The organism is Arcobacter sp. YIC-80, from assembly GCF_044841725.1.
GTDB lineage: Bacteria > Campylobacterota > Campylobacteria > Campylobacterales > Arcobacteraceae > Arcobacter_B.
Window position 1 is genome coordinate 114,194 of record NZ_JBJBSI010000007.1, and the last position, 19,014, is coordinate 133,207.

Sequence of the window (19,014 nt, forward strand, 5' to 3'; positions counted from 1 at the left end):
TCCTATTTAATTTTAAGAAACTTATAGTATAATAATAGTCAAATTAAAATTATTAGGAGACAAAATGCCAAAAATTAATAAATATGTTGACATTGACACTGTTGAAAGAGAAGCAAAAAAAGATTTAATTGATAGACACTCACCATTCATCCACTGTGCTGAAACTGCAAAAGCAGGTGAACCATTTGAAGTAACTGTTAAAATGGGTAACGAATATACTCACCCAGATGATTTTGATCACTTTATTGAATCAGTATCATTATTTAATGGTGAAACATTATTAGCAAAAGCTACTTATGTTCCAGGTACATTAGGAAATGTTAAAGCTCATAATACAACAACTTTTACAATTATTCCAACTAGTAAAAAATTAAACTTAGTAGCTCACGGATACTGTACTAAGCATGGTATATGGGAATCAACTCCAGTTCAAGTAACTGTTGAAGCATAATTCAAACATACCAATATTTAAAAAGGCTTAAAAGCTTTTAGCTTTTAAGCCTTTTTTATTTATAAAAGATCTTCAGGTTTTGTATAATAAAATCCCTGTGCCAAATTTGCACCTAATTTTATTATTGTTTCTTCAACTTCTTTATTATCCACAAATTCAGCTACAGTTTGAATATTACTTTTCTTAGATAGATTTATTATTGATTCTACAATATTTTTTGAATTGTTATTTGTATTTATATCTTTAATCAAACTTCCATCTATCTTTACAATATCAGGTTTTAAATTAAATAATTGCGTAAAATTAGAATATCCACTTCCAAAATCATCAATAGCTAACTTACAACCATAAGATTTTATTTTTTCAATAAATGTATATAAATGTGCATAATTATCTATTTCATCACTCTCTAATATTTCAAAAGTTATAAATGAAGCTATATCTTTCTTTTCATATAAAGTTTTATATATAAACTCTAATGTATTATTATCATTTATATCTTGATAAGATAAGTTTATAGATACACATTTATTTTTATTTTCAATAAATTCAATACTTTTTTTAATTACTATTTTTGTAATCTCAGGATAAAGTTTTGATTTTTTAGTTATATCTAAAAAGAAAAAAGGACTTATAATATTTTCTTTTTCATCGATTAAACGTACTAAAGCTTCATATTTAACTATCTTTTTAGTTTTTAAATCAATAATTCCTTGAAAAAATGGTCTTATTTTATCTTCATCTATAGCTTGTTTTACTTGAGTTAACATATTAAAGTTTTTGAGTGTTTCTTCTTTTTCACTCATTTCTTTTTTATAAATACTAACCCTATTAAAACTTTTTTTCGAGTTAGAAATAGCAATTTCTGCATTTTTTAAGTAAGAGCGAATATTTGAGATTCCAATATTTACACTTACAGGAACTTCTATTGATCTATATACAAACTTATTATTATCAAGTTCTAATAAAAGGTTTTTAGATAATCGAACTAAATCATCTAAACTTTTGTCTTCAAATAAAATAGCAAAATGATCAACTCCAACTCTATACACTTTATCAAATTTAGAATCTAATATCTTAGCTATATCTTTTAATAAAAAGTCCCCTCCTTCATATCCAACTAATGAGTTCACTTTATTAAAATCAATAATATCAATTAAAATTAATGTTCTATTTTTTTTTCGTGAAACTAAAGAATATGAAGTCCTATTTAAAAGTCCTGTTAAGCTATCATAAAAAAGCTTTTTTTCATTTTCTGTTTTGAGTTTTAGGATATTTTTATTATCTTTAATTGATTTAGAAATATAATATAAAATAAGAATCATAGAAAATATATATGCAAAAAGTATTATATAAAACTTTAATTTTATTTCTCTTCTTAAAATATTAGATTCTTTTTCTAACATTGTAAATATTTTTTCATTAGTTTCATATATTTTAGCATTTTGAAGTTTTTTTAATATAATTTTTAATTTAGGAATACTTTTATAAAGTAAGTCAATATGAGTAAACATTAAAGCATATTTTGACTCATTTGCTTTATACGACTTAAAAAACAAGTATTGCTCATCACTTATATTTTTATTAATATCAAAAGAACCATTTATAAGCATAAACTTAGAAATAATATCAATTAATCTTAAAGAGTATTCAAAATCAAAATTATTTGAGATATTTAAATTTCTATTTAAATTACTAAGAGAGTTTTTAACTTCTGCATTTTTTCTCATAAAATCATAAGTTAAATCTTCAAACTCTTTATATTGAAGTTTAAACTTATTTATTAAATCAAAGGTATGTGAATAGTTAAAAAGATATTTAAGTTCCCTAATAAGTTTTTTATTTTCTTTTATTTTTAAAACAATATTATCATTATTATAGTGTAAAAAAATTATTGAATTTTTTATTTCTTGTAAATGACTAATAGTATTGTATTTAATTTTATAGCTTGTTTCAATTAGATGATTATAATTTTTATTAAATCTATCTAAATCATTTTTTAGATTTATTGCAAATAAAAATACTCCAATCAATAAAATAAAAATCCCAAAAACTCTATAGTTTAGTTTTTTCATAACTATTTCTTTATCCATGTTTTAGGCAAATCACCTGTTAAAGTATTTAAAAATGCCTCTATTAATTGAAGTTCTTTTTCTTCTAACATAATTCCTAAATTATAATAAGCCATTAAACTTATTGCATCTTTTAATTCTTTTATATCTCCAGAATGAAAATATGGCGATGTTTTAACTACATTTCTTAAACTAGGAACCCTATAAACATCCTTATCTTTTGGCATTTTTGTATATGCAAATCTATCTGTCCAAAGTTTTTGATCATCACTACTTTTATAGTCAATTATTGTTCCAAATTTTTGATATGAGTTTCCACCAATATTTATTCCATTGTGACAAGATACACAACCATAAGAATTAAAAAGATCAAAACCTTTTTTTTCATCTTTATTTAATTTTATTTCATTTCGTAAGTATCTATCAAATTTTGAATTTGGAGTGATTAATGTTTTTTCAAAAGCGACTATAGAATCAATTACATCTTCAAAATTTGGGTTTCTATTATAAACAGTTTTAAACAATTTTCTATATTTTTGTGATTCATTTAATCTTTTTAGAATAAGATTTTTAGAGCTGTTCATTTCATGATTATTATAAATAGGACCATCAAGAAGCTGTTCTTTTAATGAAGAAACTCTTCCGTTCCAAAAAAAACTTAAATTATAAGTACTATTAAAAACACTTGTAGTATTTATATTACCTAATCTATTATCATCTCCAAAACTAAACTTTAGTTTATCTGCTCCATATTGATTATGACATGAAGAACATGATATTTTCTTATTTTTAGATAGCAAAGGTTCAAAAAACAATTCTCTACCTAAATTTACCTTTTCTACATCATATTGTATTTGAGTTGGCAAGGGTTTAAATATTTCTTGTGCCTTTAAAGTGGACAATAATAAAACTAAAAATAAAAGAACTTGTATTTTGCTAATAATAATCATATCTAACAATTATTATATTTATTTAAAGCTTAAAATAAAGATGTTTTAATGGGTTTTTTACAAGTTATTATTATTTTTATTGGATAATAAATAATATTTATTTTTTAAGATTTTTTTTCTTTTACAATGCGATTATAACCGCATTGTTAAGAAAAATTTATTTTACAAAAGAACAACAATAATCAACTAATGAATGTACTTTTAATTTAAATTTTGAATTTGCTGGAATTTCAAAAGTAGCTGGGCCTTCATATTCTACCCAATCTTCTGCTGGTAACATAACTTCAAGTTTACCTCTTTGAATATCCATAATCTCCGAATGAACAGTATTTAACTCATACTCACCTTCTAACATAATTCCTAATGTTTTTTTAGAACCATCTTCAAATTCAATACTTCTGCTTGTAATATTTCCTTCAAATAAAATATTTGCAGCTTTTGCAATAGATACATTATTAAATTCTGCCATTTACATTTTCCTTACATAATTATTTATAATTATCATATCATATTTAAAATATATTTTAAATGAATATTCAAGCAAAAGAGTAGTTGTTTTTTGTTATAATCCCTGTATTATACATTAAGGGAAAAAATGACTATCCAAAAACAATTAGAACAACTTATAAAAAATGATGTACTAACTCATGTTGAAGATTATATTGATGAGTTATTTGAATTAATTGCTTCTAAAAAAGATAATGAAAGAACAAAAGAAGAACTTTCTGCAATTCAAGAAATGAGAGATGATTTTAAAGAAATGCTTAAAGATTTAGATGAGGGTAATATTGATGATGAAGAGTGCCAAGAGATTATTGAAGAAATAAATGAGATGTTAGAGGAAAAATAATAATTGCAAGGTTATATTATTGATATAAAGCCTGTAAAAGATGATGACTTAATTGTTACTATTCTTACAGAAAATCATTTATATACAACCTATAGATTCTATGGTGCAAGACACTCTAATATAAATATTGGGTATAAAATAGATTTTGAACTAGAAAATACAAGAGCTAATATACCCAGACTTAAAGATGTTATTCAATTAGGTTTTGAATGGATTTTAGATTATGAAAAGATGTATTGCTGGCAAAGATTTATTAAACTTTTTCATCCACACTTAAAAGACTTAGAAGAAATAGACTCATATTATTTTTATTTACTAGATTATTTAACTCATATAATGATTAAACAAAATGCACTAAGAGCAATCTGTGAAACTTATATAAATTTACTTGAACATGAAGGTAGGCTTCATACAAATTATGAATGTTTACTTTGTGAAAATGTTATAAAAAAAGATATATCTTTAGTAAGAAGCTTTTTACCCGTTCATGCTAAATGTACATATAGTAAAGTATTTGATATAAAAAAAATAAAAGAATTATTTGAAGAAAAAAAGCTCATTAGCTTTACAGATGAAGAAGTTGAATATCTTTGGAATATAATTTTGCAAGGTTTATAAGTAAAAAAGTACTATAATATAAGACGTTAACATAGGAGTTTTTATGTCAAGTATAACGTCAAATGATGCTAGCTATTACCTAGATATGGATAATGAAGACTTAGTTGTTGAAAATTTATTAAATAAATATAATATTCAAACAAATACAAATAAATCTTTTATGTATAATATCAATGATGACTATAATGCTCTTATTGAATATATTTCAAAACTATTTTTAGATGAAAAAGATATTCCCTTAGATATAAAAGATGAGATAAATAATAATATTCACTTTAAAGCATACCTTACAAATCATATTCAAAATAGACTTGAAGAAATACTAAATAATAGTTCAATAGTTTTTTTCAAAGAAATAGTAATACTATTAAACCTTTTATCATTTGGTAAAGATTATAAATTATTTAAAAGTTATAATGTATTTGATTTAGATAACTTGGCTTCACTTTTTAGAAAATATGAAGATACAATACAAAAGCAAAAAGAAAACCATTTTGAAACTTCTTTTTTACAATATCAATTACTACTAGAGTGTTTAAATAAAATATGTACATTAAATTCAAATGATATTTATCGAAAGAAAGATATTAAAGATATAATTGATTTAATAACAGAAACAATAAATATAACAAAATTTAAAATAAAACTAGAAAATAGCAAAATAAATATCTTAAATAATATTCTTGGAAACTTTTTATTTATGTATTCTCATGTACCTTACATAGAGATTGAAAACAAAGACTATAAATACCTAATTAAAGAGTTTTATTTCAACTTTAAAAAAATATATGATGGATATGAAGTATTAAATAGCACTCTTTATTCAGAAGATGAAAAAAAAGAAGAAAACTATCTTATACTTTTAAGTTCTATTAGCATTTTATTATCAAATTTAACATATAAACTTAAAGATAATTACAACTTAAAAGATACAAATATAATAACAGAACTCAAAGATATTTTATCTTTTTATGAAAAAATCATAACTCATAAAAAGAAAGAAGAGATAAATAGTATTGAGGAATTTAGCAATAATTTACTTGAAAACTTTTCGTATATCTACAATTTAAAAACAAATAATAATTTAAACTATTTAGAAATAGTAGAAGAATTTTTAAAAAAGAAAGAATTCAATATAAATAATATGCAAATCATATTACTAATTATTCTATATTCAGAAAAAATAAAAGATGATAAACTAATAAAAACATTAGAAATTTTAATACAAAAGGATAAATTTGAAAATGATTATTATGAATATTACAAATTGTCTTTATGTGATATAATTATTCTTAAATTAACCAAAACAAAAAATGAAACAATCAAAAACTTTTTGCACTCTAAAGTAACTTCATATATAGAAAAAAATAAAAAAGCCTCACATTTAATGGCTAATTATTTTAAACTTTATTTATCATTATCTGTTTATTATTCTTATTATAATGATGAAAAATCTTTACAAATTACAAAAGAGTTTTTCTATAAATATATAAATATAAATGGTAAATTACAACTAAAAAGTCACTATAATCAACTAAATGACATTGTACTACTTAATCTAGGCAAAAATCATGCAAAAGATTTGGAGATATTTGAAACAATAAACTCATCTTCTAAATTTAAAGATATTGGAAATAAACTTATAGAAAAGTATTCAAATGATTTTGAAATTAACTTAAAGTATAATATAAATCAAAAACTAACTAATATTGTAAGTGAAATATTTACAAAAGAAGGTTTAAGTAATGACTCTTTAGATAAAAATATAGAAGAGTTTATATCAAATGAAATATTTCATGGATTAATCTTTTGTGCAGTTGAAGGCTTGTGTGAAGAGAAGTGTAAATTAGTAGATTTAGGTTACAAAAAAACAGAACTACATTTATTTGAAGGTTATAAGTTAAGAATAGCATATTCAAGTGTATATGAAGATATATTTCAAGAAATTTATAAAAAAAACAAGTCTTATATACAACAAAATTTAAAGAATATCATCATAAGTTATATAAAAAGTATTCCAATATATATTGACTCGGTAACAAAAACTTTTAATAAAAATAAATTAAAAGAGGACTTAGAAAAAAAAGAGAATGAAACAATAGTTTTTATAGAAATATTTTTTGAAAACCTAGAACAAATCAATAAGAAATATGACTATGAAAATGGCAATGAAATTTTCAAACATTTTGCACTACAAATAAATGAATTAGCAGTTACATATAGAATATATGGGCCTTCATTAGGAATTATTACAAATGAAAAAGAGTACTCTAATATAATTGAAAAAATCAAAAAAGTTGAAATTAACTATAAAAATATAATAATAAAGCCTAAACTTAAAATATCTGCAACATGGGGAGAGAATTATAATATCCTAGAAAAATCAGAATATGGTATTGCTTTAGCTAAAAATAGTAAAAGTGGATTTTATGAATTTAAATAATTAAGGTAATTAAACCTTAATTATTCATCTAAAAGTCTATCTTGAAGTGTTTCTATAGCTTTTTCTAAAGATTTAGTATGTAAGCCATATTTTGTAGCTTTATTTATCGCTTTTTCACAGTTTTCATCACTTAAGGGATCTGTTACATTACAAGCTGTTTTAATTACATCTAATATTTGGGCTTTTTGTTTAATTGAAGGAGAACATTTCTCAACATCATCAACATACTCAATCATATCAATTAAATTATCACTTAACTTCCAATGTCTAAATATTTTTGCTGTAATTTCAGAAGTTGATAAACCAACTAACTCTTTTTCAACAGCAGCAACTTCTTCACCTTGTGCTAACTTTGTTTTAAATATCTCAGTTTTTTTATCTGAAACAATAATATCAGCTAAAATAAATTTACCTGCTTCTTGTAAAAGAGCAGGAAGTAATAACTCTTCTTTTAAATCATAATCAAATTTTGATACCCACAAATGAGCTAATGTTGATGATAAATTTGATGCTCTCATAAAATCATCACTATTTATACTATAAGGCTCTAAATTTGACATAAGTAGATTTTGTACTGTTCCACCTATTGCAATAGAAATAGTAAAATTAATTCCTAATAAATTTATAGCTCTACTTGGTGTTTCTACTTTAGATCTAAATCCAAACATTGCTGAATTTGAAATTTTTAATAATGTAGAAATAATCAAAGCATCTTTTTCTACAATTTGAAGTAATTCAAATGCTTCTTTATCACTTTTTCTTCTAAACTCTTCTATTTCACTAATAGTTTTAGGAAGTGGAGGAAGAGATTCTATTTTTTCTAATATGCTTATAGATGACAAGTTAAACTCCTACTAAAATAATTTATATGTTAACACAAAATCTATCAATTATGTATTAAACCTAAAGTGCATTACATCACCATCTTGAACAACATAATCTTTACCTTCAAGTCTTAGTTTTCCAAGTTCTTTACACTTAGCCTCACCACCATTAGTTACAAAATCTTCGTAAGAAATAACTTCAGCTTTAATAAAACCTTTTTCAAAGTCATTATGAATAACAGCTGCTGCTTGTGGTGCTTTTGTTTCTTTTCTAATAGTCCATGCTCTTACTTCTACTTTACCAGCTGTGAAATAACTCATTAAACCTAATTTATCAAAAGCTTTATGAATAATTTGTTCTAATCCTGATTCTTCAACCCCTAAATCAGTTAATAATTCTTTTGCCTCATCATCATCCATACCAACTAATTCTTCTTCAATTTTAGCACATAGTGTGATTACATCAGCATTTACAGTAGCTGCATGCTCTTTTAGAGCTTCAACATACTCATTTGTACCTTCCATTAAAGAATCTTCATCCATATTTGCACCATAAATCACATCTTTATTTGATAAAAACCTTAACTCTTTATCCATTTGTAAAAATAAATCATTTTCAATATCTTCAAAAGTTTTAACAGGTTGTAATTCACTTAAGTGAGCCATTAAAGCTTCTGCTACAACAAGCATTGCAGTAGCTTCTTTAGAACCCTTTGATTGTTTTTTTAATTTTTCAATTTTCTTTTCACATTGTGTGATATCTGCATATATAAGTTCTGTTTCAATAATCTCAATATCTCTAATTGGATTTACATCACCTTCAACATGAGTAATATTACCATCATCAAAACATCTAACCATGTGTAAGATTACTTCAACTTCTCTAATGTTAGATAAAAATTGATTTCCAAGTCCTTCACCTTTACTAGCACCTCTTACAAGTCCTGCAATATCAACAAAATCAATAGTTGAATGTTGTATTTTATTTGGGTCAACAATTTTTGCTAACTCATCAAGTCTTTTATCAGGTACTGGAACAACTGCCTTATTTGGTTCTATCGTACAAAATGGATAGTTTTGTGCCTCTGCATTTTGTGCTTTTGTTAAAGCATTAAAAGTTGTTGATTTACCTACATTTGGAAGTCCTACGATTCCTACACCTAATCCCATTTATTTCCTTTATTACTAAAATCTAAAAAAATCTTTCTTTAAATATTTTTCTAGATTCTACTTTATTTTTAAAAAGCTATTCTATCTAAAAATTCATTATGTTTTTATGATAAAATTCTAATTTTAATAAACTTTATATTATAATTTATTTAATTATTTAAATGGATTAGCTAATGAAGTTTCTTATATTAATTTTACTTATTAATTTTATGTACTCAAATCAACTACAAAAACCTGAGATATACCAAAATAGTACTCATAATATAAAAAATTGGTACATGAGTGAAAAACTTGATGGAATAAGAGCATACTGGACTGGAAAAGAACTCTTAAGTAAAAATGGTAATAAAATTTATGCACCAATGTGGTTTACAAAGAATTTTCCAAAATTCGAACTTGATGGGGAATTATGGACAAAAAGAAATGACTTTGAAAATATTCAAAACATAGTATTAGATAAAACACCTTCAAAAAGCTGGTCTCAAATCACATACAATATTTTTGAAGTTCCCAATCAAAAAGGAGATTTCAAAAAAAGATTAGAAAAAATAAAAAATTGGCAAACAAAAAATAAAAATAAATATATAAAAATTATTCCACAAATAATTTGTAAAAATAAAAAACACTTAGAAAAACATCTAAATAACCTTGTAAATTTAAAAGCAGAAGGAATAATACTAAAAAACCCTAAATTGTCCTATTTTGTAGGTAAAAGTAAAAATATATTAAAAGTAAAAAAATTTTCTGATATGGAAGGATTAGTAATAGGAATAAATAAACATGATGATGGAAAATTTAAAAGCTTAAAACTAAAACTTAAAAATGAAGTGATTTTTAACTTAGGTGGTGGTTTTACAAATAAACAAAGACTTAATCATCCTAAAGTAAATCAAATGGTAACCTTTAAATATTATGGGTTTACAAAATATGGCAAGCCAAAATTTGCTTCATTTTTAAGAGTAAGAAGAAGCGAATAAACTTGCTTCTTCTTATAAAATTATTTATCTAAACTCTTTAAAAACTCTATAGTCATTCTAACACCCGCTCCTGATCCACCATAAGGATTATATCCCCAAGCTTTTTGAGCATAAGCAGGTCCTGCTATATCAAAGTGAATCCATTTATCTTTGTTTTCTTCACAAATAAAATTATCTAAGAAAATACCTGCTGTAATTGCTCCACCATATCTTGTGTTTGCAATATTACAAATATCAGCTACTTCTGATTTAATAGTTTTTCTAAGATATCTATTGAAATCTAAAGTTGTTGCATATTCACCTGATTTTAAAGCACTTAAAACAGCATTTCTTTTTAAAATATCACTATTTCCCATAATACCTGTAGTATACTCACCAACACCAACTACACAAGCACCTGTAAGTGTTGCATAATCAAAAATATAATCAATATCTTCAATCTCATCTTGTGCATAACATAAACAATCAGCAAGAACTAGTCTTCCTTCTGCATCTGTATTTCGAACTTCAATAGTTTTACCATTTTTAGCAACTAAAACATCATCAGGTTTATAAGCATCTCCACCTACCATATTTTCAACTGCTCCAACTATTCCATGTACTTCATAAGGAAGTCCAAGTTTAGCAACTGCCCAAAGTGTTGCTATAACTGCACAACCACCTGCTTTATCAAGCTTCATTGTAACCATAAAATCAGCTGGTTTAAGTGATAATCCACCTGAATCATAAGTAAGACCTTTACCAACTAATACTATTTTTTTCTTTGCATTTTTTGGTTTATATGATAGATGAATAAGTTGTGACTCATGAACAGATGCTCTACCAACACTTAACATTGCATTCATGTGATTTTTTTCTAAAAAACTTTCACCATAAACTTTACAATCAATATCTGCATCATCAGCTAATTCTTTTGCTAAGTCAGCCATTACCATAGGATAAAAATCTTGAGGAGTTGAGTTTACCATGTCTCTTGCTTTATTTACAGCTTTTGCTATAACTTTTGAGTCATTTAAAACTTCTTCAATAGCATTTTCATCATCTACTACAAAAATAAGTTCTTGTTTTTTCTTTTCTTTTTTCTCTGATTTATATCTATCAAAAGTATATGCACCAAGTAAAGCACCCTCAATTAAGCCTTTTGTATTTTCAATTAAATTACTTTTTGTTAAATCTACTTTTGCTGTTTTATACTTTGTAGATTGAAGTTTTTTTACAGCTGTTGCTATTGCAATAGCTATGCTATCATAAGTATCATCTTCATAACCTACATATATCTTTTTCGATTCAGGAAGTAAGATAGAAGCCTCATCTACTGCTTTAAAATCTAAACTCTCCAAAAGTTCTTTATCTTGTGTTTCTTCAATTTCATTGATTAAAATAATCTCTAAATCTGCTTTTATTTTTTTATAATTTTTTGTATTTATACTAATTTTCACTATTTATTTCCTTTCCTAAAGTTGTTCTTTCTACTTTTTTTGTTGCTTTATTAAAATAATATATTATACTTCCACCAAAAGCCAGTGCAAATGGTAAGGCAAAATACCAATGCTCTTTTGCCCAATGTAATAGTTTTAAAATCTCTTCACCAAAGTACCATACAGGAACAATTGTAATAGCTGCCCAACACCAAGCTGAAATAAGATTAATAAAGGCAAACATTTTAGCACTATATCTTGTAAGTCCTATTGAAATAGGAATGATAGTTCTCATTCCATACATATATCTTTGAATAAAAATAATAGGCCAACCATACTTTTTCAAAAGTAAATGAGCTAAAGCAAACTTTCTTCTTTGACCTTTAAATTTCTTATGCACATAAGACTTATTAAATCTTCCTATATAAAAATAGACTTGATCTCCTGCAAAACCACCAAGTCCTGCAATAAAAATAGCAATATAAAGATTCATATCTCCTGTATGAGATAAAAGTCCAGCCATAATAAGACCAGCTTCACCCTCAAGCATACCCCATGCGAAAAGAATAATATATCCATACTCTTTTAATAAATAAACAAACTTATTTTCAAAGCCTGAAACAGGAGCATGATAGAGGTTATATCCTAAGTATGAAAAAAATGTTATTACAACTACAGCTAAAATTTTTCCTGAATGAGGTTGAAGTTTTTTAAAAAATTGTTCCATTAAAACCCTTAAAACTAATCGAAATTTAACAAGCTTTTTGCTTGTATCATATCTTTATCACCTCTTCCTGATAGGTTAATAATCACTGTTTTACCCTGAAATTTATCCTTTGCTTTTTTCAAATAAGCAATAGCATGAGAAGATTCAAAAGCTGGAATAATACCTTCTTTTTGACTTAACCAAACAAAAGCATCTAAAGCTTCATCATCAGTAACTGAGTCATATTGAACTGTTTTCATATCCTTATGATAAGAGTGTTCTGGTCCAATCCCTGGATAGTCAAGTCCTGCACTCATAGAGTGTGCTTCTAAAACTTGACCATTTTCATCTTGTAAAAGATAAGAGCATTGCCCATGTAAAACCCCTGGTCGTCCTTTTTCTAGGGAACATCCATGTTTATTTGTGTCAAGTCCTAAACCACCTGCTTCAATACCAATACAAGTAACATCTTCATCTTCTATAAAATGTGAGAACATTCCAATTGCATTTGATCCTCCACCTATACAAGCAAGAACATAATCTGGAAGTTTACCTTCTTTTTCTAAAATCTGTTTTCTTGCTTCATAACCAATAATAGCCTGAAAATCTCTAACCATTAAAGGATAAGGATGTGGTCCTGCTACAGTTCCTATTACATAAAAAGTGTCTCTTGCATTTGTAACCCAATATCTAATAGCATCATTCATAGCATCTTTTAAAGTCTTGCTACCTGATTCTACTGCTATTACTTTTGCTCCTAAAAGCTTCATTCTAAATACATTTAACTCTTGTCTTTGAACATCTTTTGCACCCATAAAAACAGTACATTCTAAACCTAAAAGCGCAGCAATAGTTGCACTAGCAACACCATGTTGCCCTGCTCCTGTTTCTGCAATAATTTTTGTTTTTCCAAGTTTTTTAGCAAGAAGCCCTTGAGCTATTACATTATTTACTTTATGTGCACCTGTGTGATTTAAATCTTCTCTTTTTAAATATACTTTTGCACCTATTTCTTCACTAATATTTTTTGCATGGTAAAGTGGGTTTTCTCTTCCTACATAATCTCTTAAAAGTTCATTTACCTCAGCCCAAAACTCTTTATCAAATCTATATTTATTATATTCTTCTTCTAATTCTTTTAAAATTGGCATTAATGTTTCAGGTACATACTGACCTCCAAAAATGCCGAACTGTCCCAAATGATCTGGGTCATGTTTGCTTGGTTTTGGTATATAATCGTTCATATTTCTCTCTTTATACATCTAGCACTGAATAAACTGGTGCTACTTCTTTTAGTTTTTTTGCTCCATCTAAAATCTGAATGTTCATTAAAAAACACATTTCAACTAAATCAACATTCAGCTTATTTATAAGTTTTGCAGCAGCATAAGCCGTACCACCACTTACAATAATATCATCTATTAAAAGTACTCTTGCATGAGTATCTCCCCTAAATGCATCAAGATGTAATTCTACCTCATCAAAACCGTATTCTAACTCGTATTTTTCACAAACAGTTGTACTTGGAAGTTTTCCTTTTTTTCTAACAGGAACAAAACCTATTCCTAATCTATCAGCTAAAGCAGCTCCAAAAATAAACCCTCTTGAATCAATACCAGCAATATAGTCTAAGTTATAATCTTTGTATCTATCTTCTAAGTGTTTCATAAGTAAAGTAAAGGCTTCTTTGTTATTTAATAGTGTAGTAATATCTTTAAAAATGATACCAGGCTTTGGAAAGTCTTCTACATCTCTTATAGAGTCTAATAATAATCTTTTGTCATCTTCATTTAGTTTTTTTGAACCCAAAATATTTCCCTTTTTATTTTGATGATATTTAGGAAATATTTTAGCTAAAAGTTTATTATTGTTTTATAATTGCAGTGTGATATGAGGTTATTTTCTATTAAGACTTATATCCGTTTGGATTTTTAGATTGCCAATTCCAAGTATCTTCACACATTTCACTAATACCTTTTTTTGCTTCCCAATCTAAAACTTTCTTTGCATAACTAGGATCTGCAAAACATTTTGCAATATCCCCTGCTCTTCTATCTACGATTTTATAAGCTACTTTTTTACCACTTGCTTTTTCAAAAGCTTTTACCATATCAAGAACACTATAGCCATTACCCGTTCCTAAATTTACAGTTAAAACCTCTTTGATACTATCAATCTTTTCTAATGCTTTTACATGTCCTGTTCCTAAATCTACAACATGAATATAGTCTCTAACACCTGTACCATCATGAGTATCATAGTCTCCACCAAATACACTTAAAAACTCCCTTTTCCCAACAGCAGTTTGGGCTATAAATGGCATAAGGTTATTGGGTATTCCATTTGGATCTTCCCCTATAGTTCCTGACTTATGAGCTCCAACTGGATTGAAGTATCTTAAAAGAACTATTTTAAACTCATTATCAGAGATATAAACATCTCTTAATATCTCTTCAATGAAATATTTTGTTCTACCATAAGGATTTGTAGTAGCTCCCACTGGAAAATTTTCTTTTATAGGTGTTGAATGAGGGTCTCCATAAACTGTAGCAGAAGAAGAAAATACTATTTTTTTACACTTGTGTTTTTTCATAACATCCAATAAAACTAAAGTACCATTTATATTATTATCATAATATTCTAAAGGATTAGAAACAGACTCACCTACAGCTTTCAAACCTGCAAAATGGATAACAGAATCTATCTCATACTTTGAAAAGACCTCATCTAAAGCATCTTTATCTCTAATATCACCTTCTACAAACTCAATTTCTTTTCCTATAATTTTTTCAACTCTTTTTAAACTCTCTTGTGAAGAGTTACATAAGTTGTCAAAAACTACAAAATCAAAGCCTGCTTCATGCAAAGAAATACAAGTATGACTTCCAATATATCCTGCTGCCCCTGTTACTAGTACTTTCAATATTTTTCCTTTATTTCATAACTTCATTTATTATAATTTATTTTTTATTACTTTAACTTTAAAGACTCTTTTATTTGGGGTAAATATTCTTTTATTCCCTCTTCTAATGAGTATCTTGGTTCATATTCTAAATACTTCTTTGTAGTTTCAATATTTGCTTGAGTAAAAAACTGATATGAACCCATATATGGATTTTTTATATACTCTTTTTTCTTTGGAACTTCAAGTAAATCTTGTAATATATTTACAATATCTTCAAAACTTCTTGGCTTTGAAGTACCTACATTGTAAACTCCTGATTTTTTAGGAGTACAAGCTTTTATATTTGCTTGGATTACATCTTCTATATAAATAAAATCTCTTAAAATCTCATCGCTTTTTTCAAATAGCTTTGGTATCTCACCTCTTAATATTTGATGTGCAAATTGTATTACCATTGAAGATGTTTTGCCTTTATGAAACTCCCTTTCTCCATACACATTAAAATACCTAAGACCAACGATTTTAATATCTAAATCTTCTTTTAAATATTTATAAGTAATATTATCCATCATAACTTTTGAAAAACCATAAGTATTATTTGGAGATTCATAGCCTACTTCAAATTTTTCACTATTACCATAAGTTGCAGCTGAACTTGCATAAATCATATTTGCACCATGATTTATAGCTATTTTTAGTAAATCCTCATAGGCATTTACATTTGTTTTCATCATAATATCTTGTTCTAAAACTGTTGTATCTGAAATAGCAGCTTGATGAAAAATATAATCAAAGGTATAATTTTCTTCTAAATTCTTTAAGGCTTGTTTGTCATTTATATCACCACTTATAACAATACCTTTAAAACCTAACAAATTTTCATAATGCCCAAAACTTTTTGGATTGCCATTTGAAAACTTATCATTTGATCTAAAACAATCAAAAGCTACTATAGTTGCTTTTGGATAGTTGTTTTGAAAATAAAAGCAAAGGTTAGAACCTATAAAACCTGCTGCACCAGTAATTAAAATAGTTTTGTTATTAAAATTAATATTTGAGTACTTCATCTTTTACCTTTAATTTTTTATTATTTGTTTTATTTCATCAAAACAAGATATTATATGTTTTATATTTAGAGCTTTTATTTCAAGTGGTTTTTCTTTACTGTTTTTTACAAAAACTGCATTTTTAATATTTGCATTTATTGCAAGTTGCATATCAGAGATTTTGTCTCCAATCATCCAAGACTTTTCAAAATCTATGCTATATTTAGTACTAGCTTGTTCTATCATACCTATTTTAGGTTTTCTACAATTACAATTGTCATTTGGCAAATGGGGACAAAAAAATACATCTTTTATTTCTATACCATTTTTTTCAAACTCTTTTAACATCCATGAAGTAAGTCTATTAAAGTCATCTTTATTATAATATCCACGAGCTATTCCAGACTGATTTGTAAGAATAATGAATTCATATCCTAAATCTCTTAAATAGATACAAGTTTCAAATACTTTTTCTTTAAATTCAAAATCTTCTATTTTATAAACATAATGTTTATCTATATTTATTACACCATCTCTATCTAAAAAAATGATCTTGTTTTTAGTTTGTAAATTCATCATCAATTAACTGACAAAAAATATGTCCAAATAAAATATGCATTTCCTGAATTCTAGGAGTATCAAAGCTTGGAACTATTAAGTTTAAATCGCAAAACTCATTCATATCTCCACCATTGTTTCCACTTAAACCAAGAGTACTACAGCCTAAAGCTTTTGCTGTTTGAAGTGCAGTGATTATGTTTTGACTATTTCCACTAGTACTAATACCAATAAATAAATCACCTTTATTTGCTAAAGCCTCAACTTGTCTTGAAAATACTTTCTCATATCCAAAGTCATTTCCTATAGAAGTTAATGCACTTGTATCAGTTGTAAGTGCTATACAAGGAAGTGCTTTTCTGTTTGTTTTATATCTGCCAGTAAGTTCTGAGGCTATATGTTGTGCATCAGCTGCACTTCCACCATTTCCACATATCAAGATTTTATTTCCGTTTTTTAGTGTTTGAAGTATAATATTTGAGGCTTCATTTAGTTTAACTTCCATACTATTTATCACACTATTTACTATAGATAAATGACTTTCTAATTCTTCTAAAACTTTATTAGGCATTTGTTTTAATCCTTTGAATTGTAGAAGTAGTACTTCTTCCTGCTACAAAATCAACAAGCTTAAGCTCTTTTACTAGATCTTGACCTACTACTTCTTTTCCTTTATAATCTCCACCTTTTACAAGTATATCAGGATTTAGAGCTTTGATTAATTCATAAGGTGTGTCTTCATCAAAAAAAACTACATAATCAACACTTTTTAAAGCAGCCAAAGTATAAGCTCTATCTTCTTGACAGTTTATTGGTCGGCTTTCCCCCTTTAATCTTTTTACAGAATTATCTGTATTTAATCCTAAAATCAAAACATCACCAAAACTTTTTGCAACTTCAAGATACTTGATATGACCCACATGTAAAATATCAAAGCAACCATTTGTAAAAACAATCTTTTTATTTTTTTGTTTTAACTCTTTTGAAAGATTTATCATCTCATCTTTAGTTTTTATTTGAGAAGAACTTGAGTTTTGATTTAAACTTTTCTCATACTCAATAATTTCATCAAGCGTAGCTGTAGCACTTCCTAGTTTACCCACAACTACACCAGAAGCTAAATTTGAAAAAGATACAGCTTTATGTATATCAAATCCACAAGAAATAGCAAATCCAACAGAAGCCAAAACAGTATCTCCTGCACCTGTAACATCATAAACTTCTCTTGCAACTGTAGGTTTTACACTAAGTTCATTATCAAATATAGCAATACCCTCTTCGCTTAAAGTAATCAAAGACACTTCTAAATTATAATCATTTTTAAGTTTTAAAATAGCTTTTTGTAAGGTTTTATCATCACAAATTTCTATGTTTGTAGCAAGGCTAGCTTCTTTTTTGTTTGGTGTTAAAAGATACGAATTTTTGTATTTTAAATAATCATTACCTTTTGGATCAACTAAAACTTTTTTGTTTTTTGAATTCACTAAAGATATGATATTTTTTGTAAGAGAGTTTGTTAAGACCCCTTTTCCATAATCAGAAAGCAAAACTAAATCATAATTTTTTATATGCTTTTCTAAAAGCTTTAATATTTTATCTTCACTACTTTTATCTATATTGACTGTTGTTTCTTTATCATATCTTATGATTTGTTGATTTGAAGCTATTAGTCTGCTTTTTTTTGAAGTTTCTCTATTTTTTTGAATAACTAAAAAATTGTTTACATCTATACTTTCAAGCATAGATTTTAATTCATTTGCTATCTCGTCATCACCAATAACACTTAAAACGCCAACATTTGCCCCTAATGCTTTTAGGTTATTTACCACATTTCCTGCACCACCTAAAACATTTGTTTCATTTGTTACTTTCAAAATAGGAACAGGAGCTTCAGGTGATATTCTATCACATGAACCCCACAAATAGTGATCTATCATAAGATCACCTATTACTAGAATATTTGGATTTTTATCTTTTAGATTTATAGTTTCCATGTAGCTTTTTTAGCTACTCCTTTTAGATGATA

Annotated in this window: 19 protein-coding genes; 5 read left to right on the forward strand and 14 right to left on the reverse strand. The window is 26.3% G+C overall.

From position 1 onward, the window contains the following. The first annotated feature begins 64 nt into the window (after positions 1-64). On the forward strand, positions 65-451 hold the full coding sequence (locus ACH5BK_RS10545; RefSeq protein WP_404307158.1) for a class II SORL domain-containing protein: 387 nt from the start codon (positions 65-67) through the stop codon (positions 449-451). 59 nt (positions 452-510) lie between these two features. Here ACH5BK_RS10545 and ACH5BK_RS10550 read toward each other — a convergent pair whose 3' ends face one another. The 3 genes from ACH5BK_RS10550 to ACH5BK_RS10560 form a co-directional block, all read right to left on the reverse strand. Further along, entirely contained in the window at positions 511-2,544 is a 2,034-nt protein-coding gene (locus ACH5BK_RS10550; RefSeq protein WP_404307160.1) for an EAL domain-containing protein, read from the reverse strand. Further along, a complete protein-coding gene (locus ACH5BK_RS10555; protein WP_404307162.1) occupies positions 2,529-3,473 on the reverse strand; it encodes a cytochrome-c peroxidase in 945 nt (314 codons plus the stop codon). Before ACH5BK_RS10555 ends, ACH5BK_RS10550 begins: the two co-directional genes overlap by 16 nt. 157 nt (positions 3,474-3,630) lie before the next feature. Then, entirely contained in the window at positions 3,631-3,942 is a 312-nt protein-coding gene (locus tag ACH5BK_RS10560; protein ID WP_404307164.1) for a pyrimidine/purine nucleoside phosphorylase, read from the reverse strand. A 126-nt stretch (positions 3,943-4,068) separates the two neighbouring features. Here ACH5BK_RS10560 and ACH5BK_RS10565 point away from each other — a divergent pair, with 126 nt between their 5' ends. The 3 genes from ACH5BK_RS10565 to ACH5BK_RS10575 are packed head-to-tail and all read left to right on the forward strand — an operon-like array spanning position 4,069 to position 7,384. Further along, positions 4,069-4,323 carry a hypothetical protein gene (locus tag ACH5BK_RS10565; protein WP_404307166.1) on the forward strand — a complete coding sequence of 85 codons (255 nt, stop codon included), beginning with the start codon at positions 4,069-4,071 and terminating at the stop codon, positions 4,321-4,323. 3 nt (positions 4,324-4,326) lie between these two features. After that, entirely contained in the window at positions 4,327-4,941 is a 615-nt protein-coding gene (gene recO / locus ACH5BK_RS10570) for a recombination protein RecO (RefSeq protein WP_404307168.1), read from the forward strand. A gap of 43 nt (positions 4,942-4,984) precedes the next feature. After that, positions 4,985-7,384, forward strand: coding sequence for a hypothetical protein (locus tag ACH5BK_RS10575; RefSeq protein WP_404307170.1), 2,400 nt, complete (start codon positions 4,985-4,987; stop codon positions 7,382-7,384). Positions 7,385-7,404: 20 nt separating this feature from the next. Here ACH5BK_RS10575 and ACH5BK_RS10580 read toward each other — a convergent pair whose 3' ends face one another. Continuing rightward, on the reverse strand, positions 7,405-8,226 hold the full coding sequence (locus ACH5BK_RS10580) for an HDOD domain-containing protein (RefSeq protein ID WP_404307172.1): 822 nt from the start codon (positions 8,224-8,226) through the stop codon (positions 7,405-7,407). 48 nt (positions 8,227-8,274) lie between these two features. Next, on the reverse strand, positions 8,275-9,378 hold the full coding sequence (gene ychF, locus ACH5BK_RS10585) for a redox-regulated ATPase YchF (protein WP_404307174.1): 1,104 nt from the start codon (positions 9,376-9,378) through the stop codon (positions 8,275-8,277). A gap of 173 nt (positions 9,379-9,551) precedes the next feature. On the opposite strand from ychF, the gene ACH5BK_RS10590 reads away from it, so the two are divergent. Next, complete coding sequence (locus tag ACH5BK_RS10590) at positions 9,552-10,355, forward strand: DNA ligase (protein ID WP_404307176.1); 804 nt, start codon at positions 9,552-9,554, stop codon at positions 10,353-10,355. 20 nt (positions 10,356-10,375) lie between these two features. Here ACH5BK_RS10590 and ACH5BK_RS10595 read toward each other — a convergent pair whose 3' ends face one another. The 9 genes from ACH5BK_RS10595 to rfaE1 form a co-directional block, all read right to left on the reverse strand. Next, entirely contained in the window at positions 10,376-11,794 is a 1,419-nt protein-coding gene (locus tag ACH5BK_RS10595) for a leucyl aminopeptidase (RefSeq protein WP_404307178.1), read from the reverse strand. After that, positions 11,784-12,500 (reverse strand): DedA family protein, encoded by a 717-nt coding sequence (locus ACH5BK_RS10600; RefSeq protein WP_404307180.1) that lies wholly within the window; start codon positions 12,498-12,500, stop codon positions 11,784-11,786. The genes ACH5BK_RS10595 and ACH5BK_RS10600 overlap by 11 nt, the downstream gene beginning before the upstream one ends. 14 nt (positions 12,501-12,514) lie before the next feature. After that, positions 12,515-13,723 carry a tryptophan synthase subunit beta gene (gene trpB, locus ACH5BK_RS10605; RefSeq protein WP_404307181.1) on the reverse strand — a complete coding sequence of 403 codons (1,209 nt, stop codon included), beginning with the start codon at positions 13,721-13,723 and terminating at the stop codon, positions 12,515-12,517. Between the two features lie 10 nt (positions 13,724-13,733). Continuing rightward, entirely contained in the window at positions 13,734-14,288 is a 555-nt protein-coding gene (locus ACH5BK_RS10610) for an adenine phosphoribosyltransferase (protein WP_404307183.1), read from the reverse strand. Positions 14,289-14,385: 97 nt separating this feature from the next. Beyond that, entirely contained in the window at positions 14,386-15,402 is a 1,017-nt protein-coding gene (gene galE / locus ACH5BK_RS10615; protein WP_404307185.1) for a UDP-glucose 4-epimerase GalE, read from the reverse strand. A 47-nt stretch (positions 15,403-15,449) separates the two neighbouring features. Then, on the reverse strand, positions 15,450-16,451 hold the full coding sequence (gene rfaD, locus ACH5BK_RS10620) for an ADP-glyceromanno-heptose 6-epimerase (protein WP_404307187.1): 1,002 nt from the start codon (positions 16,449-16,451) through the stop codon (positions 15,450-15,452). Positions 16,452-16,460: 9 nt separating this feature from the next. Continuing rightward, positions 16,461-17,009, reverse strand: a complete 549-nt coding sequence (gene gmhB, locus ACH5BK_RS10625; protein ID WP_404307189.1) for a D-glycero-beta-D-manno-heptose 1,7-bisphosphate 7-phosphatase — start codon at positions 17,007-17,009, stop codon at positions 16,461-16,463. Then, on the reverse strand, positions 16,990-17,559 hold the full coding sequence (gene gmhA, locus ACH5BK_RS10630) for a D-sedoheptulose 7-phosphate isomerase (RefSeq protein WP_404307191.1): 570 nt from the start codon (positions 17,557-17,559) through the stop codon (positions 16,990-16,992). The genes gmhB and gmhA overlap by 20 nt, the downstream gene beginning before the upstream one ends. Continuing rightward, positions 17,552-18,982 (reverse strand): D-glycero-beta-D-manno-heptose-7-phosphate kinase, encoded by a 1,431-nt coding sequence (gene rfaE1 / locus ACH5BK_RS10635; RefSeq protein WP_404307193.1) that lies wholly within the window; start codon positions 18,980-18,982, stop codon positions 17,552-17,554. The genes gmhA and rfaE1 overlap by 8 nt, the downstream gene beginning before the upstream one ends. Positions 18,983-19,014 lie beyond the last annotated feature (32 nt).

Excerpts from the sequence above, each read along its gene's own strand:
- ACH5BK_RS10545 (WP_404307158.1), top strand. The coding sequence starts at position 65 with ATGCCAAAAATTAATAAATATGTTGACATTGACACTGTTGAAAGAGAA.
- ACH5BK_RS10550 (WP_404307160.1), bottom strand. The coding sequence starts at position 2,544 with ATGGATAAAGAAATAGTTATGAAAAAACTAAACTATAGAGTTTTTGGG.
- ACH5BK_RS10555 (WP_404307162.1), bottom strand. The coding sequence starts at position 3,473 with ATGATTATTATTAGCAAAATACAAGTTCTTTTATTTTTAGTTTTATTA.
- ACH5BK_RS10560 (WP_404307164.1), bottom strand. The coding sequence starts at position 3,942 with ATGGCAGAATTTAATAATGTATCTATTGCAAAAGCTGCAAATATTTTA.
- ACH5BK_RS10565 (WP_404307166.1), top strand. The coding sequence starts at position 4,069 with ATGACTATCCAAAAACAATTAGAACAACTTATAAAAAATGATGTACTA.
- ACH5BK_RS10575 (WP_404307170.1), top strand. The coding sequence starts at position 4,985 with ATGTCAAGTATAACGTCAAATGATGCTAGCTATTACCTAGATATGGAT.
- ychF (WP_404307174.1), bottom strand. The coding sequence starts at position 9,378 with ATGGGATTAGGTGTAGGAATCGTAGGACTTCCAAATGTAGGTAAATCA.
- ACH5BK_RS10590 (WP_404307176.1), top strand. The coding sequence starts at position 9,552 with ATGAAGTTTCTTATATTAATTTTACTTATTAATTTTATGTACTCAAAT.
- ACH5BK_RS10600 (WP_404307180.1), bottom strand. The coding sequence starts at position 12,500 with ATGGAACAATTTTTTAAAAAACTTCAACCTCATTCAGGAAAAATTTTA.
- trpB (WP_404307181.1), bottom strand. The coding sequence starts at position 13,723 with ATGAACGATTATATACCAAAACCAAGCAAACATGACCCAGATCATTTG.
- rfaD (WP_404307187.1), bottom strand. The coding sequence starts at position 16,451 with ATGAAGTACTCAAATATTAATTTTAATAACAAAACTATTTTAATTACT.
- gmhB (WP_404307189.1), bottom strand. The coding sequence starts at position 17,009 with ATGATGAATTTACAAACTAAAAACAAGATCATTTTTTTAGATAGAGAT.
- gmhA (WP_404307191.1), bottom strand. The coding sequence starts at position 17,559 with ATGCCTAATAAAGTTTTAGAAGAATTAGAAAGTCATTTATCTATAGTA.
- rfaE1 (WP_404307193.1), bottom strand. The coding sequence starts at position 18,982 with ATGGAAACTATAAATCTAAAAGATAAAAATCCAAATATTCTAGTAATA.